This is a genomic window from Streptomyces sp. B1I3, from assembly GCF_030816615.1.
Lineage (GTDB): Bacteria > Actinomycetota > Actinomycetes > Streptomycetales > Streptomycetaceae > Streptomyces.
This window is the reverse complement of record NZ_JAUSYD010000001.1, coordinates 5,323,389-5,348,053: the sequence shown is the minus strand read 5'-3', so window position 1 is coordinate 5,348,053 and position 24,665 is coordinate 5,323,389. Positions and strand designations below refer to the sequence as shown.

18 protein-coding genes and 1 pseudogene are annotated in these 24,665 nt (G+C 71.9%); 12 read left to right on the top strand and 7 right to left on the bottom strand.

What is annotated here, in order from left to right; all coding sequences use genetic code 11:
- Positions 1-158 precede the first annotated feature (158 nt).
- On the top strand, positions 159-1,187 hold the full coding sequence (locus tag QFZ58_RS24345) for an aspartate-semialdehyde dehydrogenase (RefSeq protein WP_307127022.1): 1,029 nt from the start codon (positions 159-161) through the stop codon (positions 1,185-1,187).
- Between the two features lie 130 nt (positions 1,188-1,317).
- Here QFZ58_RS24345 and QFZ58_RS24340 read toward each other — a convergent pair whose 3' ends face one another.
- The gene (locus QFZ58_RS24340; protein ID WP_307127021.1) at positions 1,318-1,830 is read right to left on the bottom strand and encodes a DUF1203 domain-containing protein; all 513 of its coding nucleotides are present in this window, start codon (positions 1,828-1,830) and stop codon (positions 1,318-1,320) included.
- Between the two features lie 113 nt (positions 1,831-1,943).
- On the opposite strand from QFZ58_RS24340, the gene pepN reads away from it, so the two are divergent.
- Positions 1,944-4,520, top strand: a complete 2,577-nt coding sequence (gene pepN / locus QFZ58_RS24335) for an aminopeptidase N (protein WP_307127020.1) — start codon at positions 1,944-1,946, stop codon at positions 4,518-4,520.
- Between the two features lie 63 nt (positions 4,521-4,583).
- On the opposite strand, the gene alc is transcribed toward pepN, so the two are convergent.
- The 5 genes from alc to QFZ58_RS24310 all read right to left on the bottom strand — a co-directional run bounded on the left by alc (position 4,584) and on the right by QFZ58_RS24310 (position 9,513).
- A complete protein-coding gene (alc, locus tag QFZ58_RS24330) occupies positions 4,584-5,732 on the bottom strand; it encodes an allantoicase (protein ID WP_307127019.1) in 1,149 nt (382 codons plus the stop codon).
- A gap of 59 nt (positions 5,733-5,791) precedes the next feature.
- Positions 5,792-6,715, bottom strand: a complete 924-nt coding sequence (locus tag QFZ58_RS24325; protein ID WP_307127018.1) for a LysR substrate-binding domain-containing protein — start codon at positions 6,713-6,715, stop codon at positions 5,792-5,794.
- Positions 6,716-6,793: 78 nt separating this feature from the next.
- Positions 6,794-7,006, bottom strand: a complete 213-nt coding sequence (locus QFZ58_RS24320) for a hypothetical protein (protein WP_307128975.1) — start codon at positions 7,004-7,006, stop codon at positions 6,794-6,796.
- Positions 7,007-7,044: 38 nt separating this feature from the next.
- Complete coding sequence (gene malQ / locus QFZ58_RS24315) at positions 7,045-9,195, bottom strand: 4-alpha-glucanotransferase (protein ID WP_307127017.1); 2,151 nt, start codon at positions 9,193-9,195, stop codon at positions 7,045-7,047.
- Positions 9,196-9,513, bottom strand: coding sequence for a hypothetical protein (locus QFZ58_RS24310; RefSeq protein ID WP_307127016.1), 318 nt, complete (start codon positions 9,511-9,513; stop codon positions 9,196-9,198).
- Positions 9,514-9,890: 377 nt separating this feature from the next.
- Between QFZ58_RS24310 and QFZ58_RS24305 the strand changes: the two are divergent.
- Positions 9,891-12,885 (top strand): annotated as a pseudogene (locus QFZ58_RS24305) (beta-N-acetylglucosaminidase domain-containing protein).
- A gap of 118 nt (positions 12,886-13,003) precedes the next feature.
- Here QFZ58_RS24305 and QFZ58_RS24300 read toward each other — a convergent pair.
- The gene (locus tag QFZ58_RS24300) at positions 13,004-13,540 is read right to left on the bottom strand and encodes an HNH endonuclease (RefSeq protein WP_104785722.1); all 537 of its coding nucleotides are present in this window, start codon (positions 13,538-13,540) and stop codon (positions 13,004-13,006) included.
- A gap of 318 nt (positions 13,541-13,858) precedes the next feature.
- Here QFZ58_RS24300 and QFZ58_RS24295 point away from each other — a divergent pair, with 318 nt between their 5' ends.
- The 9 genes from QFZ58_RS24295 (at position 13,859) to QFZ58_RS24255 (ending at position 24,624) form a co-directional block, all read left to right on the top strand.
- Positions 13,859-14,923 (top strand): mechanosensitive ion channel family protein, encoded by a 1,065-nt coding sequence (locus QFZ58_RS24295; RefSeq protein ID WP_307127015.1) that lies wholly within the window; start codon positions 13,859-13,861, stop codon positions 14,921-14,923.
- A 146-nt stretch (positions 14,924-15,069) separates the two neighbouring features.
- A complete protein-coding gene (locus QFZ58_RS24290; protein WP_307127014.1) occupies positions 15,070-16,230 on the top strand; it encodes an ROK family transcriptional regulator in 1,161 nt (386 codons plus the stop codon).
- 153 nt (positions 16,231-16,383) lie between these two features.
- Positions 16,384-17,724 carry an ABC transporter substrate-binding protein gene (locus QFZ58_RS24285; protein WP_307128974.1) on the top strand — a complete coding sequence of 447 codons (1,341 nt, stop codon included), beginning with the start codon at positions 16,384-16,386 and terminating at the stop codon, positions 17,722-17,724.
- Positions 17,725-17,735: 11 nt separating this feature from the next.
- On the top strand, positions 17,736-18,734 hold the full coding sequence (locus QFZ58_RS24280) for a carbohydrate ABC transporter permease (RefSeq protein WP_307127013.1): 999 nt from the start codon (positions 17,736-17,738) through the stop codon (positions 18,732-18,734).
- A gap of 1 nt (position 18,735) precedes the next feature.
- Positions 18,736-19,638: a carbohydrate ABC transporter permease gene (locus QFZ58_RS24275; protein ID WP_307127012.1), complete on the top strand. Its 903-nt coding sequence runs from the start codon at positions 18,736-18,738 to the stop codon at positions 19,636-19,638.
- A gap of 5 nt (positions 19,639-19,643) precedes the next feature.
- Positions 19,644-20,909 (top strand): 6-phospho-beta-glucosidase, encoded by a 1,266-nt coding sequence (locus tag QFZ58_RS24270; RefSeq protein ID WP_307127011.1) that lies wholly within the window; start codon positions 19,644-19,646, stop codon positions 20,907-20,909.
- Positions 20,900-21,868, top strand: coding sequence for an N-acetylglucosamine kinase (locus QFZ58_RS24265; protein ID WP_307127010.1), 969 nt, complete (start codon positions 20,900-20,902; stop codon positions 21,866-21,868). Before QFZ58_RS24270 ends, QFZ58_RS24265 begins: the two co-directional genes overlap by 10 nt.
- A 321-nt stretch (positions 21,869-22,189) precedes the next feature.
- Positions 22,190-23,578 (top strand): hypothetical protein, encoded by a 1,389-nt coding sequence (locus QFZ58_RS24260; protein ID WP_307127009.1) that lies wholly within the window; start codon positions 22,190-22,192, stop codon positions 23,576-23,578.
- A gap of 11 nt (positions 23,579-23,589) precedes the next feature.
- The gene (locus QFZ58_RS24255) at positions 23,590-24,624 is read left to right on the top strand and encodes a glutamate ABC transporter substrate-binding protein (protein WP_307127008.1); all 1,035 of its coding nucleotides are present in this window, start codon (positions 23,590-23,592) and stop codon (positions 24,622-24,624) included.
- Positions 24,625-24,665 lie beyond the last annotated feature (41 nt).

The window sequence follows — 24,665 nt, the reverse complement described above, 5'->3', positions numbered from 1 at the left end:
CAGTGGGGTGGGCGCTCTCCGGAGTTCCCGCCCCACTGCCGTGTCCGTCACCCTCCGTGCACGGTCCGTCTGCCGGACAATGGATTGGACAAGGGAGCCGTGGACAGACGCATCATGGACCGGCAACCGTGCCCGTTCGTACGTTTGAAGGAGTTCCCGTGAAGGTCGGAATCGTCGGCGCCACCGGTCAGGTCGGCACAGTCATGCGCAGCATTCTGGCCGAGCGGAAGTTCCCCGTCGCCGAGCTGCGGCTCTTCGCCTCCGCGCGTTCCGCGGGCTCCACGATCGCTTACGAGGGCACCGACATCACGGTCGAGGACGCCTCCACGGCCGACTACACCGGTCTGGACATCGTGCTGTTCTCCGCCGGCGGCGCGACCTCCAAGGCCCTGGCCGAGAAGGTCGCCTCCCAGGGTGCCGTCGTGATCGACAACTCCTCCGCCTGGCGCAAGGACCCCGCGGTCCCGCTGGTGGTCTCCGAGGTCAACGCGCACGCGATCAAGGACCGCCCCAAGGGCATCATCGCCAACCCGAACTGCACGACGATGGCCGCCATGCCCGTACTGCGCCCGCTGCACCAGGAGGCGGGCCTGGAGGCGCTGACCGTCGCCACGTACCAGGCGGTGTCCGGATCCGGTCTCGCGGGCGTCGCTGAGCTGCACGGCCAGGCGTCCGCGGTCGTCGCCGACGCGGACAAGCTCACGCACGACGGTGGCGCCGTCGACTTCCCCGAGCCGGGTGTGTACAAGCGCCCGATCGCCTTCAACGTGCTGCCGCTCGCCGGTTCGATCGTCGACGACGGCTCCTTCGAGACGGACGAGGAGCAGAAGCTCCGCAACGAGTCCCGCAAGATCCTCGAGATCCCGGAGCTCAAGGTGTCCGGCACCTGTGTCCGGGTCCCGGTCTTCTCCGGTCACTCGCTCCAGATCAACGCCCGTTTCGCCCGCCCGATCGGCGTCGAGCGCGCCTACGAGCTGCTGAAGGACGCCGAGGGCGTCGAGCTCTCGGAGATCCCGACCCCGCTCCAGGCGGCCGGCCAGGACGCCTCGTACGTGGGCCGCATCCGGGTCGACGAGACCGTCGAGCACGGGCTGGCGCTGTTCGTCTCCAACGACAACCTGCGCAAGGGCGCCGCGCTGAACGCGATCCAGATCGCGGAGCTGGTGGCGGCCGAGCTCAACGCCTGACGCCCACCCCGTCGACGTCGCACCGAGAGGGGCGGCCACCGGAGTCCGGTGGCCGCCCCTCTCGCGCTGTCCGCGCCCGGATCAGAGGGTGAGGTGCCGGCGCAGGGCCGTGAAGGTAGGACAATCGGTGCTACCCGTCGGCGTCATGCCGTCGCACCTCGAAGTGGAAGCACCCGTACTCCACGGCCCGCACGTGCGCCAGCGCCACCCGCGGGTCGGCGAAGGCCTCCGCGAGCGCCTCGTCGTACCCCCGCTCCTCGTCGGCGGGGAGCTCCAGCAGCCGGCCGCCGACGATGTGGCCCTCCGCGCTGTAGCGGCGGACGGTACGCAGCGCGCCCGCCCGCGAGAACGGGTATCCGGCCCGGTCCGGCGCCGGCCCCTCGCACTCCTCGGCGTGGATGAAGACCGGCCCCTGCTCGTCGTACGCGCCGGGACGCGCCCAGGTCCGCGCCGCCCAGCGCCGCAGCGGCGCGTAGGAGACGAGCGCGATCCGCTCCTGCGGCTCGGCGCCCCGCAGGCAGCAGCGCAGTGGCTCACCCCCTTCCGTCGCCGTGTACGGGGCGCAGGGGCGTCCCGCGTCGTCGCTCGCTCGGAGCTCCTCGAGTGCGGTGGGATCGATGGGCAGTGCTTCGTAGCGGGTCATGCTCCGAGCGTCGCCCGGACGACGCCACGGGTCCGGCGGAAAACGGACATCGCGTTGTACGCATCCCACGTGGAAGGATGACCGAAAACGTCATAGATCAAGGAGATGACCGCGTGCCTGGCACGAATCTGACCCGCGAAGAGGCACAGGAGCGGGCGCGCCTGCTGACCGTGGACGCGTACGAGATCGATCTCGATCTCTCCGGGGCGCAGGAGGGCGGCTCCTACCGGTCCGTCACCACCGTGCGCTTCGACTCCGCCGAAGCCGGTGCGGAGACCTTCATCGACCTGGTCGCCCCGGCCGTGCACGAGGTCGTGCTGAACGGCAGGGCCTTGGACGTCGCCGCCGTCTTCCGCGACTCCCGTATCGCGCTGAAGCACCTGCAGGCCGGCGCCAACGAGCTGAAGGTCGTCGCCGACTGCTCGTACACCAACACCGGTGAGGGCCTGCACCGGTTCGTCGACCCCGTCGACGAACAGGCCTATCTCTACACACAGTTCGAGGTGCCGGATGCCCGGCGCGTGTTCGCGAGTTTCGAACAGCCCGACCTGAAAGCGACCTTCCGCTTCACCGTGAAGGCGCCGGCCGGCTGGACCGTCATCTCCAACTCGCCGACGCCCGAGCCTGAGGACGACGTCTGGTCCTTCGAGCCGACGCCGCGCATCTCCACGTACATCACGGCCCTGATCGCCGGCCCGTACCACGCGGTGCACAGCAGTTACGAGAAGGACGGCCAGGTGGTGCCGCTGGGCATCTACTGCCGCCCCTCGCTCGCCGGGTACCTCGACGCGGACGAGATCTTCGCGGTCACGCGGCAGGGCTTCGAGTGGTTCCAGGAGAAGTTCGACTACGCGTACCCGTTCGCCAAGTACGACCAGCTCTTCGTCCCGGAGTTCAACGCGGGCGCCATGGAGAACGCCGGCGCGGTCACCATCCGCGACCAGTACGTGTTCCGCTCCAAGGTCACGGACGCGGCGTACGAGGTGCGGGCCGAGACCATCCTCCACGAGCTGGCCCACATGTGGTTCGGCGACCTGGTCACCATGGAGTGGTGGAACGACCTCTGGCTGAACGAGTCGTTCGCCACGTACACCTCGATCGCCTGCCAGGCGTACGCCGAGGGTTCCCGGTGGCCGCACTCCTGGACGACGTTCGCCAACTCCATGAAGACGTGGGCCTACCGCCAGGACCAGCTGCCGTCCACGCACCCGATCATGGCGGACATCCGGGACCTCGACGACGTCCTGGTGAACTTCGACGGCATCACGTACGCCAAGGGCGCCTCCGTCCTGAAGCAGCTCGTGGCGTACGTCGGCATGGACGAGTTCTTCAAGGGCGTGCAGGCGTACTTCAAGGCGCACGCGTTCGGGAACACGCGCCTGTCCGACCTGCTGGGCGCCCTGGAGGAGACCTCCGGCCGTGACCTGAAGACCTGGTCGAAGGCATGGCTGGAGACGGCCGGCATCAACATCCTGCGCCCGGAGATCGAGACCGACGAACACGGTCACGTCTCCTCCTTCACCGTCCTGCAGGAGGCCCCGGCGCTGCCCGCCGGCGCCAAGGGCGAGCCGACACTGCGCCCGCACCGGATCGCCATCGGCTGCTACGACCTCGACGCGGCCGGAAAGCTGGTCCGTACGCGGCGCATCGAGCTGGACGTCGACGGCGAGCGCACCGCGGTGCCCTTCCCGGCCGGCACGGCCCGCCCGGCGGTCGTCCTGCTCAACGACGACGACCTGTCGTACGCGAAGGTCCGCCTCGACGAGGAGTCGCTGCGGGTCGTCACCGCGCATCTGGGTGACTTCGCGGAGTCCCTGCCGCGCGCCCTGAGCTGGGCCTCCGCCTGGGACATGACGCGCGACGGCGAAATGGCGACGCGGGACTACCTGGCGCTGGTCCTCTCAGGGATCGGCAAGGAGTCGGACATCGGCGTCGTCCAGTCGCTGCACCGCCAGGTGAAGCTGGCGCTGGACCTGTACGCGGCGCCCGAGTGGCGCGAGGCGGGCCTCTCCCGGTGGACCGAGGCCACGCTGGCGCACCTGCGTGCGGCGGAGCCGGGCAGCGACCACCAGCTCGCGTGGGCCCGCGCCTTCGCGGCGACTGCCCGCAGCCCGCTCCACCTGGACCTGCTGCAGGCACTGCTCAACGGCACGCAGGAGATCGAGGGCCTCGCCGTGGACACGGAGCTGCGCTGGGCGTTCGTGCAGCGTCTGGCGGCTACCGGTCTGCTGGACGAGGAGGAGATCACCGCCGAGTACGAGCGTGACAGGACGGCGGCGGGCGAGCGCCACGCGGCGTCCGCGCGCGCCGCGCAGCCGTCCGAGGAGGCCAAGGCCGAGGCGTGGGCGTCGGTCGTCGAGTCCGACAAACTGCCGAACTCCCTCCAGGAGGCGGTCATCGGCGGCTTCGTGCAGACGGAGCAGCGTGAGCTGCTGGCTCCGTACACGGAGAGGTTCTTCGCGGCTGTGAAGGACGTCTGGGACTCGCGCAGTCACGAGATGGCCCAGCAGATCGCGGTCGGCCTGTACCCGGCTCTCCAGGTCTCGCAGGAGACCCTGGACGCCACGGACGCGTGGCTGGAGTCGGCGCAGCCGAGTGCCGCGCTGCGGCGGCTGATGTCGGAGTCCCGTGCGGGCGTCGAGCGCGCGCTCAAAGCCCAGGCGGCGGACGCGGCGGCGGCCACCGCCTAGAGGTTGGTAACCGCCCGGCGGGCAGGCGCAGAGGCGCAGCCGTCCGCCGGGCGGGAGCGGGGGCTACGAGGCGGATCGCTCGTAGCGGCGGGTCAGATCGGCCGTTCCGGCCTCCGTCAGGGACCCGTGCAGGCGCATGCGGGCCACTCCGCCGTCGGGGAAGGCGTCGAGGCGTACGTGGGTGACCACGGCCTCGGCGTCCAGGACGAAGCGGTGCAGGGTGTCCGGCTGCAGTCTGGTGCGGGAAATGATCTCGAACCATTCGCCGGTCTCGCCGTCGCGGCCGTGGAGGCTGATCCAGCCTGCCGCGTTGCCCTTGAGATAGGCGGTGTCGATCTCGACCGCGCGCACCGCGCCCTGGGCGGGCAGGCGGAAGCGGACCCAGTCGTTGGTGTCGCGGACCCGGCGGCGGCGGTTCTCCCAGCCGTCGTCCATCTTGCGGGAGGTACCGGGCAGGATGATCTGCGCCGGTGAGGAGTAGAAGCGGTCCGAGGCGTCCTCGTACGTGCCGCCGTTGAGGATCGAGATCAGGTCGATCGTTCCCAGTGCCGCGAGCCAGGCCGGGTCGGGTACGACCTCGCCGTGGACGCGGAGGCGGGCGATGCCTCCGTCGGGGTGCTGGCAGAGGCGGACGTGGGTGTACCGGTGGTCGTCCGTGATCTCGAAGGCGTTGGCCGCGTGGCCGCGTACGGGGGTCGGCGGGACGAGCTCCTCCCACTTCACGTCGTCGGCGAGGAGGTCGTCGGGGCTCGGGGCGCCCTCGACGGCGGTCGCCTGGACGGAGACGCGCTGGGGGTAGTTGCCCCGGAAGTGCGCGGTGTCGACGACGATGCCCCGGATGACGCCGGGGGTGCCGAGCCGGATGATCGCCCAGTCGTGGTCGTCGGGGGCGGGAAAGGGGTGGGCGCCGTCGGTGCCACGGCGGCGGCGGGTCTCCCAGCCGTCCATGATCTTGCCCTTGTGGCCGAAGCGCTCGGGGTCGAAGACGGCGGGCTCGCGGATCAGGAGGTTCTCGCGCTCGGCGAAGAACTCGTCGCCGGCGGCGATCACGCCCGCGCCGAGCCGGCGGTCCGCGAGGTCGACGAGGTCGGTGAAGGGCAGGTCGGTGGCGGTGCGGTAGTCGGCGTACGGGTCGCCGCCGCCGTAGGGGGCCGCGTCATTGGCATGGGGGTCGGTGTCGTGGAATGCGGTCTCGTTCGCGTCGGTGGTCATGGAACGACTGTCGTACCCCACGACCCATCAGGTCCATCGAAAGTTTTCGTACGGTTCTTTCAGGACTGCTTAACAGATGCTGCGGCCGCCCGCCGCAGCGCCGCCAGCACCCGGGCCACCGCGGGGCCTTGCTCGGCTCCTTGCCGCACCGCCGCCACGACATGGCGGTGCGGCCGGTCGGCGTCCAGGACCCGCATGGCGACGCCCGCGCGGGGACGGTCGGGCGCCGAGGCCATCCGGGGGATCAGCGCGACGCCCATGCCCGCCTCGACCATGGCGAGGATGGCGGTCCAGCCGGAGGCGCTGTGGGCCTGCTCGGGCACGAAGCCCGCCGCCTCGCAGGCGGCGGTCGTGATCTGCGACCAGGGACCCGACCCCCCGAAGATCCAGGGCTCGGATGCCAGGTCGGCCAGGCGCAGACCGGGGGCCCGGGCGAGGGGGTGGTCCGCCGGCAGGGCCACGTCCAGCGGATCGGCGAGCAGCGGCAGCAGGGTGAACCGGGGGTCGCGCGCCGTCGGGGCGTGCGCCGCCAGGGAGAGCGCGAGGTCCACGTCACCGGCCGAGAGCAGCTCGTACGCCTGTGCGGCCTCCGCCTCCCGTACGCGGACGTCGGGACCCGGCCGGTCCTCCGCCCGCAGGAGCCGCACCGCGGGTACGACGAGGGCGGGGACCGCCGTCGAGAAGGCACCGACCCGCACCTGCCCCGCCTCGCCACGGAGATAGCCGGTCAACTCGGCGTCGGCCCGTTCCAGCTGGGCGAAGACCGTCTCCGCGTGGCGCAGCACGAGGTGCGCCGCGTCGGTGAGCCGTACCCGGCGGCCCTGGGCCTCCAGGAGCGGCACCCCGAGCTGCTTCGACAGGTTGGTGAGCTGCTGCGAGACGGCCGACGGGGTCATCAGGAGGGCCTCGGCCGTCGCGGTGACCGTGCCCCGGTCACGCAGGGTGCGCAGGATGCGGAGCTTCTTGACGTCCCACTCGGTCATGGCCGAAACCTACCCGGGCCCGGACATGCCGGTGCGCCGCGCGGTACGAGGTACCGGCGGCGCACCCGCGAAGCGTCTCTAGGCCTGCTTCTTGGACTTGTCGAGGACCATGACGAGGCCAACGATCACCAGGAACAGGACGATGGGCGCCGCGACGTAGAGGCCGAGCGTCTCCATCACGCTCAGGCCCGGGCCCGGGTCGTCACCGTCGTCACGCGTGAGCGCGAGCGCGGGGGACGACATGAGCAGCATCATCAGCGTCGTACCGGCCGCGACGGCGCCGGCGCGCATAGCGTTCTTCTTGTCCACGGTGCAAACGTAGCGAACGCCTAGGAGCGGCGCGCGTCCGGGGGTGCCGTACGAGGCCTCCGGGGCCTCAGGACGTCCATCAGCCGGTGCAGTCGGGGCGATGTGGCGATCTGCTCCAGGGTGACGGGGTGGCCCTCCGCGTCGGCGACGGGCAGGCGCCAGTTGGGGTACTGGTCCCAGGTGCCCGGGAGGTTCTGCGGGCGGCGGTCGCCCACGGTGTCCGGGAGCCAGACCCCGGCCATGCGGGCCGGGGTGCGCAGCAGGAAGCGGTGGACGGCGCGGACGGCGGCCTCCTCGTCGCGCTCGCCCTCCGGCAGCATCCGCAGCCGGGCCAGGTAGGCGAGCCACTCGGTGGTGTCGGCGGCGTCCTCGGCGAGCTCCTGCTCCAGGGGGCGGGTGAGCAGCCCGAGGCGGTGGCGGAGCGTCACGTGGTCGCCCGTCAGCCGGGCGGCGGTGGACGGCAGGTCGTGGGTGGTCGCCGTGGCCACGCAGTCCTCGCGCCACTCCTCCGGGGGCAGCGGCCGCCCCGTACCGCCCCAGTCGCGCTCGAACCAGAGCACGGAGGTGCCGAGCACCCCGCGCCGGGCGAGCACCTCCCGTACGCCGGGCTCGACCGTCCCGAGGTCCTCCCCGATGACGACGGCACCGGCGCGCTGTGCCTCCAGGACGAGGACGGCGAGCATCGCGTCGGCGTCCTGGGCGACGTAGGTGCCCTCGGTGGGCGGGCGGCCCTCGGGGACCCACCAGAGCCGGAAGAGGCCCATGACGTGGTCGATGCGCAGGGCCCCGGCGTGGGCGAGGAGACCGCGCAGGAGGGCGCGGTAGGGGGCGTAGCCGGAGGCGGCCAGTGCGTCGGGGCGCCACGGCGGCAGCCCCCAGTCCTGGCCGTGCGCGTTGAAGGCGTCCGGGGGCGCGCCGACGGACATGCCCTGGGCGAAGGCGTCCTGCTGGGCCCAGGTGTCGGCGCCGTCGGGGTGGACGCCGACGGCGAGGTCGTGGACGATCCCGACGGCCATCCCGGACTCCCGGGCGGCGCTCTGGGCGGTGGCGAGCTGGGTGTCCGTCAGCCAGGCGAGCCGGCAGTGGAAGTCGACCCGGTCCAGGAGTTCGGTGCGGGCGCGGGTGGTCAGGAGGGAGCGCGGGTCGCGGAGTCCGGCGGGCCAGCCGCGCCACCGGGGGCCGTGCACCTCGGCCAGGGCGCACCACAGCGCGTGGTCCTCCAGGGCCTGTCCCTGCTCGGCGAGGAAGTCGCAGTAGGCGGCGCGGCGGCCGGGGGTGAGGGGGACCTGGTGGATGAGTTCCAGGGCCTGCCTCTTGAGCGCCCAGACGGCGTCCCGGTCGATCAGCGCGCCCTTGTTCAGCACGGCCTCGCGCAGGGCCGCGGCCTCCTGGCGCAGGTCGTCCAGGAGCGCCCGGCCCGGCTCGGCCACGTGCCCGTACTCGGGGATCGACTCGATGTGCAGGTGGACGGGGTCGGGGAAGCGCCGGGACGAGGGGCGGTAGGGGGAGGGGTCGGTGGGTCTGCCGGGTACGGCGGCGTGCAGCGGGTTGACCTGGACGAACCCGGTCTGCAGCGTGCGCCCCGACCAGGCGGCGAGGTCGGCCAGGTCGCCCAGGTCGCCCATGCCCCAGGAGCGGGCGGAGAGCAGCGAGTACAGCTGGACGAGGAATCCGTGCGTGCGGGCCGGAGGCTGGGGTACGCGGTCCGGTGCGACGACGAGTACGGCGGTGGCGTGGCGGTGGTCGGGCGTACGGGCGGTCAGCCGGTGGACCCCCAGGGGCGGTTCGGTCCACCAGCAGGCGGCGGTGGGCTCGCCTGCGGCGGGAGGCGCCCCTTCCGGTCCGGGCACCCGCATCCGCAGCGGCTGCGACGCGTCGGTGCTTCCCGGCTCCAGGTCGACCGTCAGGGCCGCGCCGGGCGGCAGCGCGGCCAGCGCCGGCGGCAGCGGCTCTCCCGACCAGACCACCACCGTCGGCGGAAGCAGTCGGGAGGCCGCCGCCGACTCGGCCGCGGCGAGGGATCTTCGTACGTCCTCGGGGGTGGCGGCGTCGACGCCCAGGGCGGCGAGCACGGCCGTGACCGTGTCGTCGGGGACGGACACCGTGACGTCCGCGGACGGGGAGAAGGAGGTGGCGACGCCGTGCAGTGCGGCGAGCCGGGACAAGCCCATTCAGACTCCTGGGGACTCCATGCCCCCTGCGGTGCCGGGTGCTGTCGGCTCGCTGGTCAGAGGGGCGACGGCGGCGAGCGGAGGCTCGCTCGTGAGAGGTGTGGCGTCGGCGAGCGGAGGCTCGCTGGTCAGCGGGGCGGCGTCGGCGAACGCGGGTTCACCGGCCTGGTGCGACACGTGGGCGAGCGGCAGCTCGCTGATCATCCACGGTGCGGCGACGGACGGGAGGCGATCGCCTCCGGAGGGCGCGGCGGCGTCCGTCTGGTTCGGTACCTGTTTGGAGAGGGCGGAGAGCAGAAGCTGCGCGGAAGCGGGCACGGTGGCCTCCTGGCCGTGGACAACAGGACACAGCAGGCCTACCCAACTGGTGCGGAGGCAGGCGTGGACGTGACATATGCGTTACGACAACGAGCTCAACGTGCTGCGGGTCACATTCCGTTCCCCCAGACGTCGGGTATGGGCGGTTTTCGGCCACCCGGCGAGTCTCCCGCCGGTACCGATATCTCGCACCCTGTGACACATCGGGCAATATCCGCCACAACGGCCACGCACGTTGACACCTTCCCGCCCGGATGGTGGGGTCGGAGCCCATCGGCGGGGCGAGGGCCGGGACCAGGGCCCCTCGTCCGCGGGCCCACGTGCGCAGGGGCCCGGTCCGGACGAGAGGCCCCGAGGACCAGGACGAGGAGAGCGGCGTGCGGTTCGGGCGCAGGAGGCATGCGACGGCTCTCGCCGTCGCCGTGATCGGCGGACTGCTCGGCCCGTTCGCCCCGGCCGTCGTCGCGGCCCCGGCCGCCCCCGGTACTCCCGCGACGACCACCACGGACCGCACCGGCACGGCCCGGCTGCCCGCCGTCTGGCCCCCGGCCCCAGAGCATCGAGGCGTCCGGCAGGCCGGTGGAGCTGGGGACCGAGGTCACCCTCCTCGCCGACGCGGACGCCGATCCCTACGCCCTCGACGAGCTCCGGGCACTCCTGCGCGACGCCGGCGTGCGTACGGTGCACGACGCCCTGCCCGGCCGCGGCCCGGTGATCCGGCTCGGGGGCACGGGCGCCGGCCGGGCGCTGCGGGCCCTGGGCGCCCCCGACCGCGCCGACCTGCCGTCCGGCGGCTACCGCCTCGCCGTCGGCAGCGCCCAGGAGCGGCCCACCGTCGCCCTGGACGGTGTCGGGGAGGACGGGCTCTTCCACGGCGTCCAGACCCTGCGCCGCCTCGTCACGGACGGCACCGTCGCCGGGGCCGTCGTCCGCGACTGGCCGGGGACGGCCAGTCGCGGTATCACCGAGGGCTTCTACGGGCAGCCGTGGACCGGCGAGGAGCGACTCGCCCAGATCGAGTTCATGGGACGCACGAAACAGAACCGCTACCTCTACGCGGCGGGCGACGACCCCTACCGGCAGGCCCGCTGGCGCGAGCCGTACCCCGCCGGGCAGCGCGACGGCTTCCGCACACTGGCCGGGAGAGCACGCGCACAGCATGTGACGCTGGGCTGGGCCGTCTCGCCCGGGCAGGCCATGTGCATGTCGTCGGACGCGGACGTGAAGGCGCTGAACCGGAAGATCGACGCCATGTGGGCGCTGGGCTTCCGGGTCTTCCAGCTGCAGTTCCAGGACGTCAGCTACAGCGAATGGCACTGCGACGAGGACGCGGAGACGTTCGGCAGCGGGCCACAGGCGGCGGCCAGGGCCCAGGCCCGGGTCGCCGGCGCGGTCGCCCGCCACCTGCTGGACCGCCACCCCGGCGCGGAGCCCCTCTCCGTCATGCCGACGGAGTTCTACCAGGACGGCGCCACCGACTACCGCACGGCGCTCGCCGCCGCCCTGGACGACCGGGTGCAGGTGGCCTGGACCGGAGTCGGCGTCGTACCGCGGACCATCACCGGGCGGGAACTGGCCGGTGCGCGGGCGGCCTTGCGTCATCCGCTGGTCACCATGGACAACTACCCGGTCAACGACTACGCGCAGGACCGGATCCTCCTCGGCCCCTACACCGGCCGGGAACCCGCGGTGGCCGGTGGTTCGGCGGCCCTGCTGGCCAATGCCATGGAGCAGTCCTCGGCGTCCCGGATCCCCCTGTTCACGGCCGCGGACTTCGCCTGGAACCCGAAGGGATACCGGCCGCAGGAGTCCTGGCAGGCGGCGACGGACGAGCTGGCGGGCGGCGACCCCGCCGCCAGGGCCGCCCTGCGGGCCCTGGCGGGAAACAGCGCCGCCTCGGTGCTGGGCGGTGAGGAGTCCGCGTACCTGAAGCCGCTGCTCGCCGCGTTCTGGACGTCCCGCGCGGCCGGCCCGGCCGCCAGGGACGCGGCGGCACGGGAGCTGAGGAAGGCGTTCGGCGTGATGCGGCGGGCCCCGCGGCAGCTGAAGTCGATCGTGGACGGCCGGCTGGACGCCGAGGTGCGGCCGTGGAGCGAGCAGCTGGCCCGGTACGGCCGGGCCGGCGAACTCGCCGTCGACCTGCTGCAGGCCCAGGCCCGCGGCGACGGGGCGGCCGCCTGGAGGTACCAGCTGGAGCTCGAGCCGCTGCGCGAGACGATCGGGGCGAGCGGCGCGACGGTCGGCGAGGGCGTGCTCGGGCCCTTCCTGGCGCGGGTCGGCAAGGAGGCCGACGCCTGGAACGGCACGGATCGCGACGCGGGAACGGTGCACCGGGACACGCACAGCTACACGGTCCGCCTCGGCCGGGCCCGCCCGGTCGAGGCCGTCACCACACTGGCCGAACCGGGCCGCGGGACGGCGGACGCGGTGCTGGAGGCGCACGTGCCGGGCCAGGGCTGGCGCGGACTCGGCTCCCTGACGGCGGCCGGCTGGACCCAGACACCGGCGAAGGGTCTGCGGGCGGACGCCCTGCGGGTCACCGTGCCCTCCGCCCGCGCGGCCCTCGTCGGCTCCCGCGCCCAGAGCGTCACGGACACGCCTCCGGCCGCCGTGGGCCCCGGTGCTCCTTTCACGGCGGTGCGGGCCCTGGTCCCGTGGTTCGGTGACGAGCCGGCCGCCCGGCTCGACCTCGTACGCGGGGAGACGGACGCCGTGATCGGCGGCGGCACGCAGCGGGTCGCGGCGCGGCTGGCGGGCGGGCGCCCCGCGGAGGTGACGGGCACCCTGACCGCGAAGGCCCCCGAGGGCATCGAGGTGAAGGTGCCCGGGCGGACGACGGTTCCGCGCGGCTCCCGTACCGACGTACCCGTGGACATCACCGTGCCGGCGGACACCCCGGCGGGTGAGTACGAGGTGCCGCTGAGCTTCGGCGAGGAGGAGAGCACGCTGACCGTGCGGGCCTTCCCGCGTACGGCGGGCCCCGACCTGCTGCGTACGGCCACGGCGTCCTCGTCCGGCGACGAGACCCCGGACTTCCCGGCCGCTGCGGCCTCGGACGGCGACCCGGAGACCCGCTGGTCCTCACCCGTCCAGGACGACGCCTGGTGGCAGGCCGAACTGCCCGGACCCGTCAGGCTGGGCCAGGTCGTGCTGCGCTGGCAGGAGGCCTACGCCTCCCGCTACCGCGTCCTGGTCTCCGCCGACGGCCGCACCTGGCGCACGGCGGCGACCGTGCGCGAGGGCAGGGGCGGGACCGAGTCGGTCCGCATGGACGCGAAGGACACCCGCTTCATCAGGGTGCAGGGCGACGCCCGGGCCACGCAGTACGGCTACTCACTCCTGTCGGTGGAGGCCTACGCCGTAGCCGGCTGAGCCCCCGGAGGACCCGGACGGCGTAGACCTGGGGCCCGGAGGGCAAGCCCGGCCCCGGGGACGGCGGAGACCTGGGACGGCGGAGACCTGGGCCCCGGGACGACGAAGGCCCAGGTACTCAGGCGGAAACGCCGTCGATCCGGGCCATCACGTCGTCCGCGCCGAACGGCTGCAGGTAGGGCAGCCAGCGCGGGTCCCGGTGTCCGGTCCCGATGATCCGCCAGGCGAGGCCGCTGGGCGGGGCGGGCTGGTGGCGCAGCCGCCAGCCGAGCTCCGGCAGATGGCGGTCGGCCTTGACGTGGTTGCAGCGGCGGCAGGCCGCCACCACGTTGTCCCAGGCGTGCTGACCGCCGCGGCTGCGCGGGATGACGTGGTCGACGCTGGTCGCGGCGGCGCCGCAGTACATGCAGCGGCCGCCGTCCCGGGCGAAGAGTGCCCTGCGGGTCAGCGGCACGGGCCCCCGGTAGGGGACCCGCACGAAACGCTTGAGGCGGACGACGCTGGGCGCCGGCACGGCACGGGTGGCACTGTGCATGAAGGCGCCGGACTCCTCGAGGCAGATGGCCTTGTTCTCGAGGACGAGGACGAGCGCGCGGCGGAGCGGTACGACGCCGAGCGGCTCGTACGACGCGTTGAGAACCAGGACGTGCGGCACGGTGGATGCCTCCTTGTACGCCGGCGGCGCGTGGCTCGCGCCGGGACGATCCGCTCTCAGTTTCGCCTCACGCCTGGTCCGAGCGCCACCACGTACGCGTAACGGGCCGGAGGGATTTTTCTCACCACCCGGCCGGTCGCACCGGCGCCACCCCCACGGAACAGGCACGTGACCACCGTCGGCGGCCGCACTGTGCGATCGGCCACACCGCGCGCATCCCCCGGTGAGACGTGTCTCTCGTGCGCGGACGGCAACGAACCACTCCCCCGGCTTCGTTACTGTGGTTGGTCTGCCGTCACCCATCAGGAGGTCCCCGCCGTGTCCCTGTCCGCCCTTCTGGCCGCGGCCCCGTCACCGGAGCCGGTCGGCTCACTGGACGAAGCCGCCGAACGGGCCGGGAACGCCGCAGGCTGGGTCGAGCAGAACTGGTCCACCTGGCTGAACACCGGTCTGCGCATCGTGCTCATCGCGGCGATCGCGATCGTGCTGCGGTACGCGATCCGGCGTGCCCTGACCAACCTCATCGACCGGATGAACCGCAGTGCCCAGGCGGTGGAGGGCACCGCACTCGGCGGCCTCCTCGTCAACGCGGAACGCCGCCGCCAGCGGTCGGAGGCCATCGGTTCCGTCCTGCGCTCGGTGACGTCGTTCCTGATCCTCGGCACGGCGGCGCTGATGATCCTGGGCGCCTTCCAGATCAATCTCGCCCCGCTGCTGGCCTCGGCCGGGGTCGCGGGTGTGGCACTGGGCTTCGGCGCGCGCAACCTCGTCACCGACTTCCTCTCCGGCGTGTTCATGATCCTCGAGGACCAGTACGGCGTGGGCGACCAGATCGACGCGGGGGTCGCCTCGGGCGAGGTCATCGAGGTGGGCCTGCGGGTGACCAAGCTGCGCGGCGACAACGGCGAGATCTGGTACGTCCGCAACGGCGAGGTGAAGCGGATCGGCAACCTCAGCCAGGGCTGGTCCACGGCCGGTGTCGATGTCACCGTCCGTCCGGCGGAGGACCTGGACCTGGTCCGCGAGGCGATCACCGGTGCGGCCGAGACCATGACCAAGGAGGAGCCCTGGTCGGAGCGGCTGTGGGGGCCGGTGGAGGTCCTGGGCCTGGACGCCGTCCTGCTCGACTCCATGACCGTCCGGGTCACGGCGAAGACCATGCCGGGCAAGTCGCTGGGCGTGGAGCGCGAGCTCCGCTGGCGGATCAAGCAGGCGCTGGACTCCGCCGGCATCCGGATGGTCGGCGTCCTCCCCCACGACGCGGACGGGGCCGCGGTCGTGGACCCGACGGCCGGTATGGCGGCCCCCTCGGCCTACGCCTCGACGACGTCCCCGCAGTCCCTGGCGGCGACCCCGATACCGCCGCCGGTCATGACGAAGTGATCGGCTGCGGACGGCCGGTGCGCAGCGCCCCCGCAGGTAACGCTTTGGTTGCCTCGGGGGCGCTTCCCATTGACGGCTCGGTGACGCCGCCCATACCGTCCTCTCACCGATAGGAAAGTTTCCTAACAGAGGCAGGTGCGTCAGTCATGGCCGGGACCACACCGGGCACCCCCAGCGTTCTGCGCGCCATGAACGACCGGGCGGCGCTCGATCTCCTGGTCACCCAGGGGCCCCTGACCCGCACCCGGATCGGCGAGCTGACCGGGCTCTCGAAACCCACCGCCTCCCAGCTGCTGGCGCGGCTCGAGGAAGCGGGTCTGGTCCGCTCGACGGGCAGTCAGAGCGGACGCCCCGGGCCCAACGCCGTGCTCTACGAGATCGACCCGGCCTCCGCCCACGTCGCGGCACTCTCCGTCGGGCCCACCGGCATCGATGCCGTGGTCGCCGACATCACCGGGACGGTGGTCGGATCCTGCCGCGTGGAGGCCGAGGCCGTCGCGGAGGACGTACGGCACCGCACCGCCCAGCTGGTCGCCGAGGCCGTGGACGGCGCCCTGCGCCCGACCGGTCTCGGCCACGAGGACCTCGCCGCCGTGGTGATGGGCACCCCGGGAGCGATCGACCCGCACACCGGGCAGCTGCGCTACGCGCCCCACCTGCCGGGATGGCACTCGCGCACCCTGCTCGCCGACCTCGCCGAGGTGGTAGGCAGGCCGGTCGTCATCGAGAACGACGTGAACCTGGCCGCCGTCGCCGAGCAGTACGAGGGCACCGCGCAGGACCACGACCACTTCGTGCTCGCCTGGCTCGACGAGGGCGTGGGCGCCGCGATCGTGCTGGGCGGCACCCTGCTGCGCGGTGCCACCGGAGGCGCGGGCGAGATCGGCTACATGCCGCTGCCCGGCGCTCCGCTCGCACGCGGCGGTGCGACCGACTGGGCGGGACCCGACGCGGGAGGCGGCTTCCAGAGCCAGGTCTCCGTCCCCGCCGTACGCGACCTCGCCGGGGGCAGGCCGCTGGCCGAAGCGCTCGCCGACGAGGCCGTGCGCGCCGAGGTGGCCCGCAGGCTGGCCACCGGCCTCGCCTCCGTGGTCGCCGTGGTCGATCCCGAGCTGGTCGTGCTCTCCGGCCTCGTGGCCCAGACCGGCGGCGAGGAACTCCGCGAGCGGGTCGAGGCCGAGATGACCGGACTCGCACTGCCGCGGCCGCTCCTTCGCATCAGCGACATCGAGGGTGACCCGATCCTGACCGGTGCGCTGCGCACCGCCCTCGCCCAGGCGCGCGACACCGTCTTCGACACCGCCTGACCGCCTGACCCGGCCCGCACTCACGCCGTGCGACCCGCCCCGGGTGGCACGTACGGCACCGCCATGCCCGGTGAAGCGCCCTCGCGCCCCGGCTACGGGGCCTTCACCTCCCCGCTCCACCGCCCGTCCCCCTCCCCGCGAAGGAAGTCCGCCATGGCGCTACGGCGCATTCGTACCCGCGTGCCCCTGGTGCTCGGCGCAGCCGCGCTGCTGCTGTCCGGCTGCGCGAATCCGAGCACCGGCAGCAACACCGACGACCCCACGAAACCGGTCACGCTGAAGTTCTGGCACGGGTGGTCGGCGCCCGGCGAGGTCAAGGCGATCAACGAGAACATCGCCCGGTTCGAGAAGCTCCACCCCAACATCGACGTCGTCTCCACCGGCAACGTGAGCGACGAGACGATCAACCAGGCGCTCCGGGCCGGTGGCGGCGACGCGCCCGACGTCGTCACCTCGTTCACCACCAACAACGTCGGCCAGTACTGCTCCTCCGGCATGTGGGTGGATCTCGACCCCTTCCTGAGGAAGAGCGGGATCGACAAGGCGAAGGTGTTCCCCAAGACCCTGCTGGACTACACGCAGTACGAAGGCGTGCAGTGCGCGACGCCTCTGCTCGCCGACGCGTTCGGTATGTACTACAACAAGGACGCCTTCGAGGAGGCGGGGATCAGCCGGCCCCCGCGCACCATGTCCGAGATGAAGGCCGACGCGGTCAAATTGACGCGGAAGAAGAAGGACGGCTCGCTCGAGCGCGCCGGCTTCATGCCGAACTTCCAGCTCTACCAGAACGCCCCCGACCGGATGTTCGCGCAGTGGGGCCCGCGGTACTTCGACGGTGAGGGCAGGGCGAAGCTCGCCGACGAGCCCAAGACCGAGGAGTTCTTCACCACCATGCGCGCCCTGTCCGACGCGCAGGGCGGTTACGACGCCATGGAACGGCTCCGGGCCGGCTTCGGTGACGAGATGTCGTCCCAGAACGGCTTCCTGACCGGCAAGCTCGCCATGCACCTGGACGGTGAGTGGCGTGGGCTGATGCTCAAGGAGGCCAAGGCGGAGTTCGAGTGGGACGTGGCCCCGCTGCCGGTCCCGGACGACCAGGCCGACACCTACGGGCGCGGCTATCTGACGGGCACCGTGGCAGGCATCGCGCACAGCAGCCGACACCAGAACGCGGCGTGGGAGCTGGTGAAGTACCTGACGATCGACACCGAGCCGGTCGTCCACTTCGCCAACGCGATCCACAACGTGCCGTCCACCTTCGACGCGCTCAAGTCCCCCGACCTGGACGCCGATCCGGCCTTCCGCGCCTTCATCAAGATCGCGCAGAACCCGCACAGCCAGGCCGTTCCGCCCTCGAACAACGGCGGCCAGTACATCAACTCGTTCGGCGACTTCTCGCAGTCCGTCGAGGCGGGCAGGACCAGGAACCTGCACCACGCGCTGAAGGAACTCGACGACCAGATCGACGCCGACAACCTCCAGTCGGAAAACTGAGGAGCCGAGTCATGGCACTTTCCCTCTCCACCTCGGCGAAGTCCGCCGGGCGGGGGGCCGAACCGGGCCCCCGCAAGTCCCCCCTGCGACGCAAGAGGAACCGCGAACGGCTGCGCACGCTGGCATTCCTCTCGCCCTGGCTGGTCGGCTTCTCGGTCTTCTTCGGCTACCCGCTGATCGCGACCGTGTACTTCTCGTTCATGCACTACAACCAGATCAAGGCGCCCACCTTCGTCGGGCTGCGGAACTGGAGGTACGTGCTGGAGCAGATGCCGCTGTTCGGCCCGGCCCTGTGGAACACGCTGTGGCTGGTCGTCGTGATGGTCGCGCTGCGCGTGGTGTTCGGCCTCGGCATCGGCCTGCTGATCACGAAGATCAAGACGGGTGTCGGACTGTTCCGCACGGCCTTCTACATCCCGTACCTGGCGCCGCCCGTCGCGGCCACGGTCGCCTTCGTCTTCCTTCTCAACCCGTCCACCGGACCGGTCAACGAGATGCTCTCGTGGATCGGCCTGCAGGGCCCTAGCTGGTTCAACGACCCGAACTGGTCGAAGCCCTCGCTCGTGCTGCTCTCGCTGTGGGGCATCGGCGACCTGATGGTCATCTTCATGGCCTCGCTGCTGGACGTGCCGAAGGAGCAGTACGAGGCCGCCGAACTGGACGGCGCGGGTGCCTGGACGAAGTTCCGCTACGTCACCTGGCCCGCCATCACCCCGATCGTGCTGTTCGCCGTCGTCACCGGCGTCGTGCAGACGATGCAGTACTACACACAGGCCCTCGTCGCGGGGAAGCTCGCCTCGGGCGTCTCCATCGGTCCCGGCACGGTGATCCAGCCCGGGTATCCGGACCACTCCACCCTGACGGTGCCGCAGCTCGTCTACTCGATGGGTTTCCAGAACTTCAACACCGGTGCCGCGTGCGTGCTCTCACTCGTGCTCTTCGCCATCGCCATGGCCGTCACCCTTCTGCTGATGCGCAAGAGCGTCGGCCTCATTCCGGCGGAGGACTGAGATGACCACCACCACCCTGACCAGGCCGGAGACCACCGTGCCGAGCCGCTCGGGACACACCGACGCGGCCGGACAGCGCCGTAGGCGCGTCCTCAACTGGATCGCGGTCCACTCCGTGGCCGTGGCGCTCGCCCTGTTCTTCGTCCTGCCGTTCGTCTTCGTCTTCCTCACCTCGGTGATGAGCGACGGGCAGGCGATGAGCGGTGACCTGTGGCCGCGTTCCTGGCACTGGTCGAACTACTCGACCGTCTTCCACACCCCCGGGTTCCTCGACTGGTGGCGCAACTCGCTGATGTACGCGCTGCTGGGCACCGTGTTCACGGTGTGCTCGTCGGTGCCGGTCGCCTACGCCCTGGCGAAGTTCCGTTTCCGGGGCCGGCGTACAGCGATGATCCTCGTCATCTCCACGATGATGCTGCCGCCGCAGGTCATCGTCATCCCGATGTACCTGGTGTGGTCCCAGCAGTTCCACCTCTCGGGTTCCCTGTGGCCGCTGATCATCCCCATGGCGTTCGGCGACGCCTACTCGATCTTCCTGCTGCGGCAGTTCCTGCTCACCATCCCGCAGGAGTACATCGAGTCGGCGAAGGTGGACGGATGCGGTGAGTTCCGCACCCTCCTGAAGATCGTCGTGCCGATGGCCAAGCCCGGCATCGCGGCCGTGGCCCTCTTCCAGTTCTTCTACTGCTGGAACGACTACTTCGGGCCGCAGATCTACGCCGCGCAGAACCCGGGCGCCTGGACCCTGAGCTACGGCCTGGAGTCGTTCAAGAGCGCCCACGCGGTCAACTGGAACCTGACCATGGCCGCGACGCTGCTCGTCATGGCGCCGGTCATCATCGTTTTCTTCTTCGCACAGAAGGCCTTCGTAGAAGGCGTCACCCTCACCGGAGTAAAGGGCTGAGCACCATGAAGCTCGCAGTAGTTGGTGGCGGGTCCACCTACACCCCCGAACTGATCGACGGTTTCGCGCGACTGCGGGACACCCTGCCGGTCGAGGAGCTCGTGCTCGTCGACCCGGCGGCCGACCGGCTGGAGCTGGTCGGCGGCCTGGCGCGGCGGATCTTCGCCAAGCAGGGCCATCCGGGAAGGATCGTCACCACGTCCGACCTCGACGCCGGGGTGGCCGGCGCCGACGCGGTGCTGCTCCAGCTCCGTGTCGGTGGGCAGGCGGCCCGCAACCAGGACGAGACCTGGCCGCTCGAATGCGGCTGCGTCGGCCAGGAGACCACCGGGGCCGGTGGTCTCGCCAAGGCGCTGCGCACGGTTCCGGTCGTCCTCGACATCGCCGAGCGCGTCCGCCGCACCAATCCCGACGCCTGGATCATCGACTTCACCAACCCGGTGGGAATCGTCACCCGGGCGCTCCTCCAGGCCGGGCACAAGGCCGTCGGCCTGTGCAACGTGGCCATCGGCTTCCAGCGCAAGTTCGCCGCGCTGCTCGGCGTGACGCCCGCCGAGGTGCACCTCGACCATGTCGGGCTCAACCACCTGACGTGGGAGCTCGGGGTGCGCCTCGGCGGCCCGGACGGCGAGGACGTCCTGCCGAAGCTGCTCGCGGAGCACGGCGACGCGATCGCCGGCGACCTGCGCATGCCGCGGCAGATCGTCGACCGGCTCGGCGTCGTGCCCTCGTACTACCTGCGGTACTTCTACGCGCATGACGAGGTCGTCCGGGAGCTCGGCACCAAGCCCTCCAGGGCGGCCGAGGTCGCCGCGATGGAGAAGGAGCTCCTGGAGATGTACGGCGACCCTGCGCTGGACGAGAAGCCGGCGCTGCTGGGCAAGCGCGGGGGCGCCTTCTACTCCGAGGCGGCGGTGGACCTGGCGTCCTCACTCCTCGGCGGGGGCGGCTCAGCGGTGCAGGTGGTCAACACCTACAACAAGGGGACACTGCCCTTCCTGCCGGACGACGCGGTGATCGAGGTCCAGGCACGGGTCGACGGCACGGGTGCGACACCGCTCGCCGTGCCCGCGCTGGACCCGCTGTACGCCGGGCTGATCGGGCACGTCACCGCCTACGAGGACCTGGCCCTGGACGCCGCGCTGCGCGGTGGCCGCGACCGGGTGTTCAAGGCACTGATGGCCCACCCCCTGATCGGGCAGTTCGAGTACGCCGAGGCGCTCACCGACAAGCTGATCGCGCACAACCGGGAGCACCTGGCGTGGGCCTGACCGCACATGTGCTCGCGATCGACGCGGGCAACAGCAAGACCGACGTGGCCGTGATCGGTGCCGACGGCACGGTTCTCGGCGCCGCACGCGGGGGTGGCTTCCAGCCGCCCGCCGTCGGGGTCGACGCGGCCATGGACGGGCTGGCGGAGGCGGTCCTGCCCGCGCTGGCACAGGCCGGGGTGGACGGAGCCGGGCATGTCTCGGCCTGTCTCGCCAACGCGGACCTGCCCGTCGAGGAGAAGGGATTGGCGGACGCGTTGCGCACCCGCGGCTGGGGCCGCACGGTCGAGGTGCGCAACGACACCTTCGCCGTCCTGCGCGCCGGGGTGGACGAGCCCCGCGGTGTGGCCGTGGTGTGCGGCGCGGGGATCAACTGCGTCGGTATGCGGCCGGACGGAGCCACTGCCCGCTTCCCCGCGATCGGCCGGATGTCCGGTGACTGGGGCGGCGGTTCGGGGCTCGCGGAGGAGGCCCTGTGGTACGCGGCCCGGGCCGAGGACGGGCGCGGTGAGCCGACCGAACTGGTCCGGACCCTGCCGGGGCATTTCGGGCTCGACTCGATGTACGCGCTGATCGAGGCACTGCACCTGGGGCACATCCCGTACGAACGCCGGCACGAGCTCACACCGGTGCTGTTCTCCACCGGCGCGGCCGGCGACCGGATCGCGCGTGATCTGGTGGCCCGGCTCGGCGACGAGATCGTGGCGATGGCCTCGGTCGCGCTGGCCCGGCTGGACCTGCTGGAGGAGGAGGTCCCGGTGGTGCTGGGCGGAGGCGTGCTGGCGGCACGTCATCCGGCACTGGACGAGCGGATCGCCGAACTCCTCGCCGTGCGCGCTCCGAAGGCCGTGATCCGGGTCGTCTCGGCTCCCCCGGTGCTGGGCGCCGCGCTCCTGGGCCTGGACCGTGCCGGGGCGGCCCCCGAGGTGCACGCCCGGCTGCGCGCGCACTACGCCTGACACCCCCGAGGGGCGTTCCGCGGCCCGTGCCCCGGAACGCCCCTCGCGCACGGGAACCGATCAGGTGTCCCACACGTGTTCATGAGGGGGAGATCGAACCGTTCCGGGGGGAGTTCGGGGGTTCCTTCCGGCCGACCGCCTTGATCGGCCGCGTCGGTACTGATCGAATACCGGATACGTCGGACACACGCACGCGGGGATCGATGCCGGGACCGGGCCTTCCTGGTGAATACCCGTCTCTGCCGCCATACTTCTGGCCGGTACCAGTCCTCCGATCGGCCGGGGGCCCGGGCCGACGTCAGTGACCGAGGGGGAGGTCGAGTGACATACCCGCCGAACGGGGAGCCGCAGTTGGCGGGCTCGCCCGCCCCGCCGGCCGCGCCCGTGGCCGTACCCACGCAGCGGCGCGGTCTCCGGTCCGGTGCCGCCGAGCAGGTGCGGGCCGCGGCGACGACCGAACCGGGCAGGCTGCAGATCATCGGCGCCGTACTGGCCCTGCTGGTCCTGGGTTTCGGAGCCGTCACCGCCCTGGAGATCGACGGCCGGGCTTCGGCCGCCCACGACGTGGTGAGCCGCAGTCAGCCGCTCAGCGCGGACGCGGCGAGCATCTACCGCTCGCTGGCCGACGCGGACACGATGGCGGCGAGCGGCTTCCTGGCGGGGGCGCAGGAGCCGAAGGACGTCCAGGCGCAGTACGAGCGCGACATCGCGCAGGCCTCCCGGCTCCTCGTACGGGCCGCGGCGAGCACCGGCACGTCCACCTCCTCGGCGAAGGAGATCACCACCCTCAACGAACTGCTGCCCGAGTACACGGGACTGGTCGAGCGGGCCCGGGCCAACAACCGGCAGGGGCTGCCGCTCGGTGGCGCCTACCTCCGGTACGCCAACCAGAAGATGGCCGCCGAACTCCTGCCGGCTGCCGAGCGGTTGTACGCGGCGGAGACCGGGCGGCTCGACGCCGACTCGGACGACGCCCGGCAGTGGCCCTTCGTCTCGCTGGTCCTCGGGATCGTGGTGCTGGCCGCCCTGGTGTGGACGCAGCGGCGCAACTACCGCAGGACGAACCGGGTCTTCAACCGCGGGCTGCTGGCGGCGACCGCCGCGGCGACCGTGGTGCTGCTGTGGCTGGCCGTGGGGCACACGGTGGCCCGGGCCGAAATGCGTGACGCGATGGCGCACGGCCAGGAGTCGCTCGACGTCCTCAACAAGGCGCGGATCAACTCGCTCAAGGCCCGCGCCAACGAGAACCTCACGCTCGTCGCCCGCGGCGCGGTGCTCACCGCGGACGGCACGCAGGACAAGTACGAGACCGACTACGGCACCGGCATGGCGTCTCTGGGCGAGCAGCTCGAGAGCGCCGGGAAGCTCGCCGACGACTCCCGGGGGCGCAAGCCGGTGGCGGATGCCGTCAGCGGTGTGTCCGAGTGGCAGGAGCGCCACAGGAAGGCACGGGCGACGGACGACACGGGTGACTACGACGGCGCCCTGAAGCAGATCATCGGCCCCGAGGACTCCACGGGCGAGTCCTTCGAGCAGGTGGACAACGCCCTGCGCGAGGCACTCGCCCAGGAACAGAGCGAGTTCACGGCGGCGGCCGAGGACGGCGAAGGGGCCTTGGGCGGGCTGCCCGCCGGGGCCGCCGTCCTCGCCGTCCTGGGTGCGGTCGCCACGATCGCCGGGATCAACCGCAGACTCTCGGAGTACCGGTGAGAGGGGGAGCGATGACCAGGGCGAAGGGCCGGGTGGCACGCGTCAGGCTGCGCGGCTGGGGCGGCGTGACGGGCATGGCGGCGGCCTGTGCCGTCACGGCCGCGCTCACCCTGCTGCCACTGGCGCACAGCGGCCACTCCTCCGACGGGACCGCCGTGGGTCAGGGTGTGACGTCCGCGCTTTCCGCCAAGGCGGAGGCGTGCACGGACCCGGAGGCGAGCGTGCCGGCGGCGAACACCGACGGACCGGACATCGCGAGGATCCGCAAGAGGGGCAAGCTGATCGCGGGCGTGGACCAGAACAGTTTCCGGTGGGGTTACCGCGATCCGGAGACCCGCAGGCTCGAAGGCTTCGACATCGATCTCGTGCGGGCCATCGCGAAGGACATCCTCGGCGACCCCGACGCGGTGATCTTCCGTGCCATCCCGACCAATCAGCGCATCGCCGCGCTGGAGCACGACAGGGTCGACGTCGTCGTACGGACGATGACGATCAACTGCAAGCGCCTCGAGCAGGTCTCCTTCTCCACCGCCTACTTCCAGGCCGGGCAGCAGGTCCTGGCCCCCAAGGACTCGGAGATCACCGGATACGACGCATCGCTGAAGGGCAAGCGGGTCTGCACGGCGGAGGGTTCCACGGCCTTCGAGGCCATGGAGGAGGAGTCCTACGGGGCGGTCTTCCGGGACGAGCACGACGGCACCGAACGGGACCGGGACCAGCTGACGGTCCCCAACCAGCTGGACTGCCTGGTGCGGCTGCAGCTCGGTGAGGTCGACGCCGTGGTCACGGACAACGCCCTGGCGGCCGGCCAGGCCGCGCAGGACCCGGCCGTGGAGCTGAAGGGCGACAGGCCGTTCACCACCGAGTACTACGGGGTGGCGGCGAAGCGCGGCGCCGACGACCTGGTGGCCCGGATCAACCATGTGCTCGAGGAGTACCGCAGCGGTGGCGCGGACAGCCCCTGGATGCGGTCCTACCGCGAGTGGCTGGCGCAGGGCCTGCCCGGAATCACGGCGCCCCCGGCGCCCAAGTACCGGAACAACTGACCCCGTCCGGGCCCGCGGGCCCGGCGGACGAGCGGAGAGGT

What these genes read in the sequence shown, in the direction of transcription:
- QFZ58_RS24280 (WP_307127013.1), top strand. Translation starts at nt 17,736, where the DNA reads ATGGCACTTTCCCTCTCCACCTCGGCGAAGTCCGCCGGGCGGGGGGCC.
- alc (WP_307127019.1), bottom strand. Translation starts at nt 5,732, where the DNA reads ATGACCACCGACGCGAACGAGACCGCATTCCACGACACCGACCCCCAT.
- QFZ58_RS24290 (WP_307127014.1), top strand. Translation starts at nt 15,070, where the DNA reads ATGGCCGGGACCACACCGGGCACCCCCAGCGTTCTGCGCGCCATGAAC.
- QFZ58_RS24270 (WP_307127011.1), top strand. Translation starts at nt 19,644, where the DNA reads ATGAAGCTCGCAGTAGTTGGTGGCGGGTCCACCTACACCCCCGAACTG.
- QFZ58_RS24325 (WP_307127018.1), bottom strand. Translation starts at nt 6,715, where the DNA reads ATGACCGAGTGGGACGTCAAGAAGCTCCGCATCCTGCGCACCCTGCGT.
- QFZ58_RS24255 (WP_307127008.1), top strand. Translation starts at nt 23,590, where the DNA reads ATGACCAGGGCGAAGGGCCGGGTGGCACGCGTCAGGCTGCGCGGCTGG.
- QFZ58_RS24275 (WP_307127012.1), top strand. Translation starts at nt 18,736, where the DNA reads ATGACCACCACCACCCTGACCAGGCCGGAGACCACCGTGCCGAGCCGC.
- QFZ58_RS24340 (WP_307127021.1), bottom strand. Translation starts at nt 1,830, where the DNA reads ATGACCCGCTACGAAGCACTGCCCATCGATCCCACCGCACTCGAGGAG.
- malQ (WP_307127017.1), bottom strand. Translation starts at nt 9,195, where the DNA reads ATGGGCTTGTCCCGGCTCGCCGCACTGCACGGCGTCGCCACCTCCTTC.
- QFZ58_RS24320 (WP_307128975.1), bottom strand. Translation starts at nt 7,006, where the DNA reads ATGCGCGCCGGCGCCGTCGCGGCCGGTACGACGCTGATGATGCTGCTC.
- QFZ58_RS24285 (WP_307128974.1), top strand. Translation starts at nt 16,384, where the DNA reads ATGGCGCTACGGCGCATTCGTACCCGCGTGCCCCTGGTGCTCGGCGCA.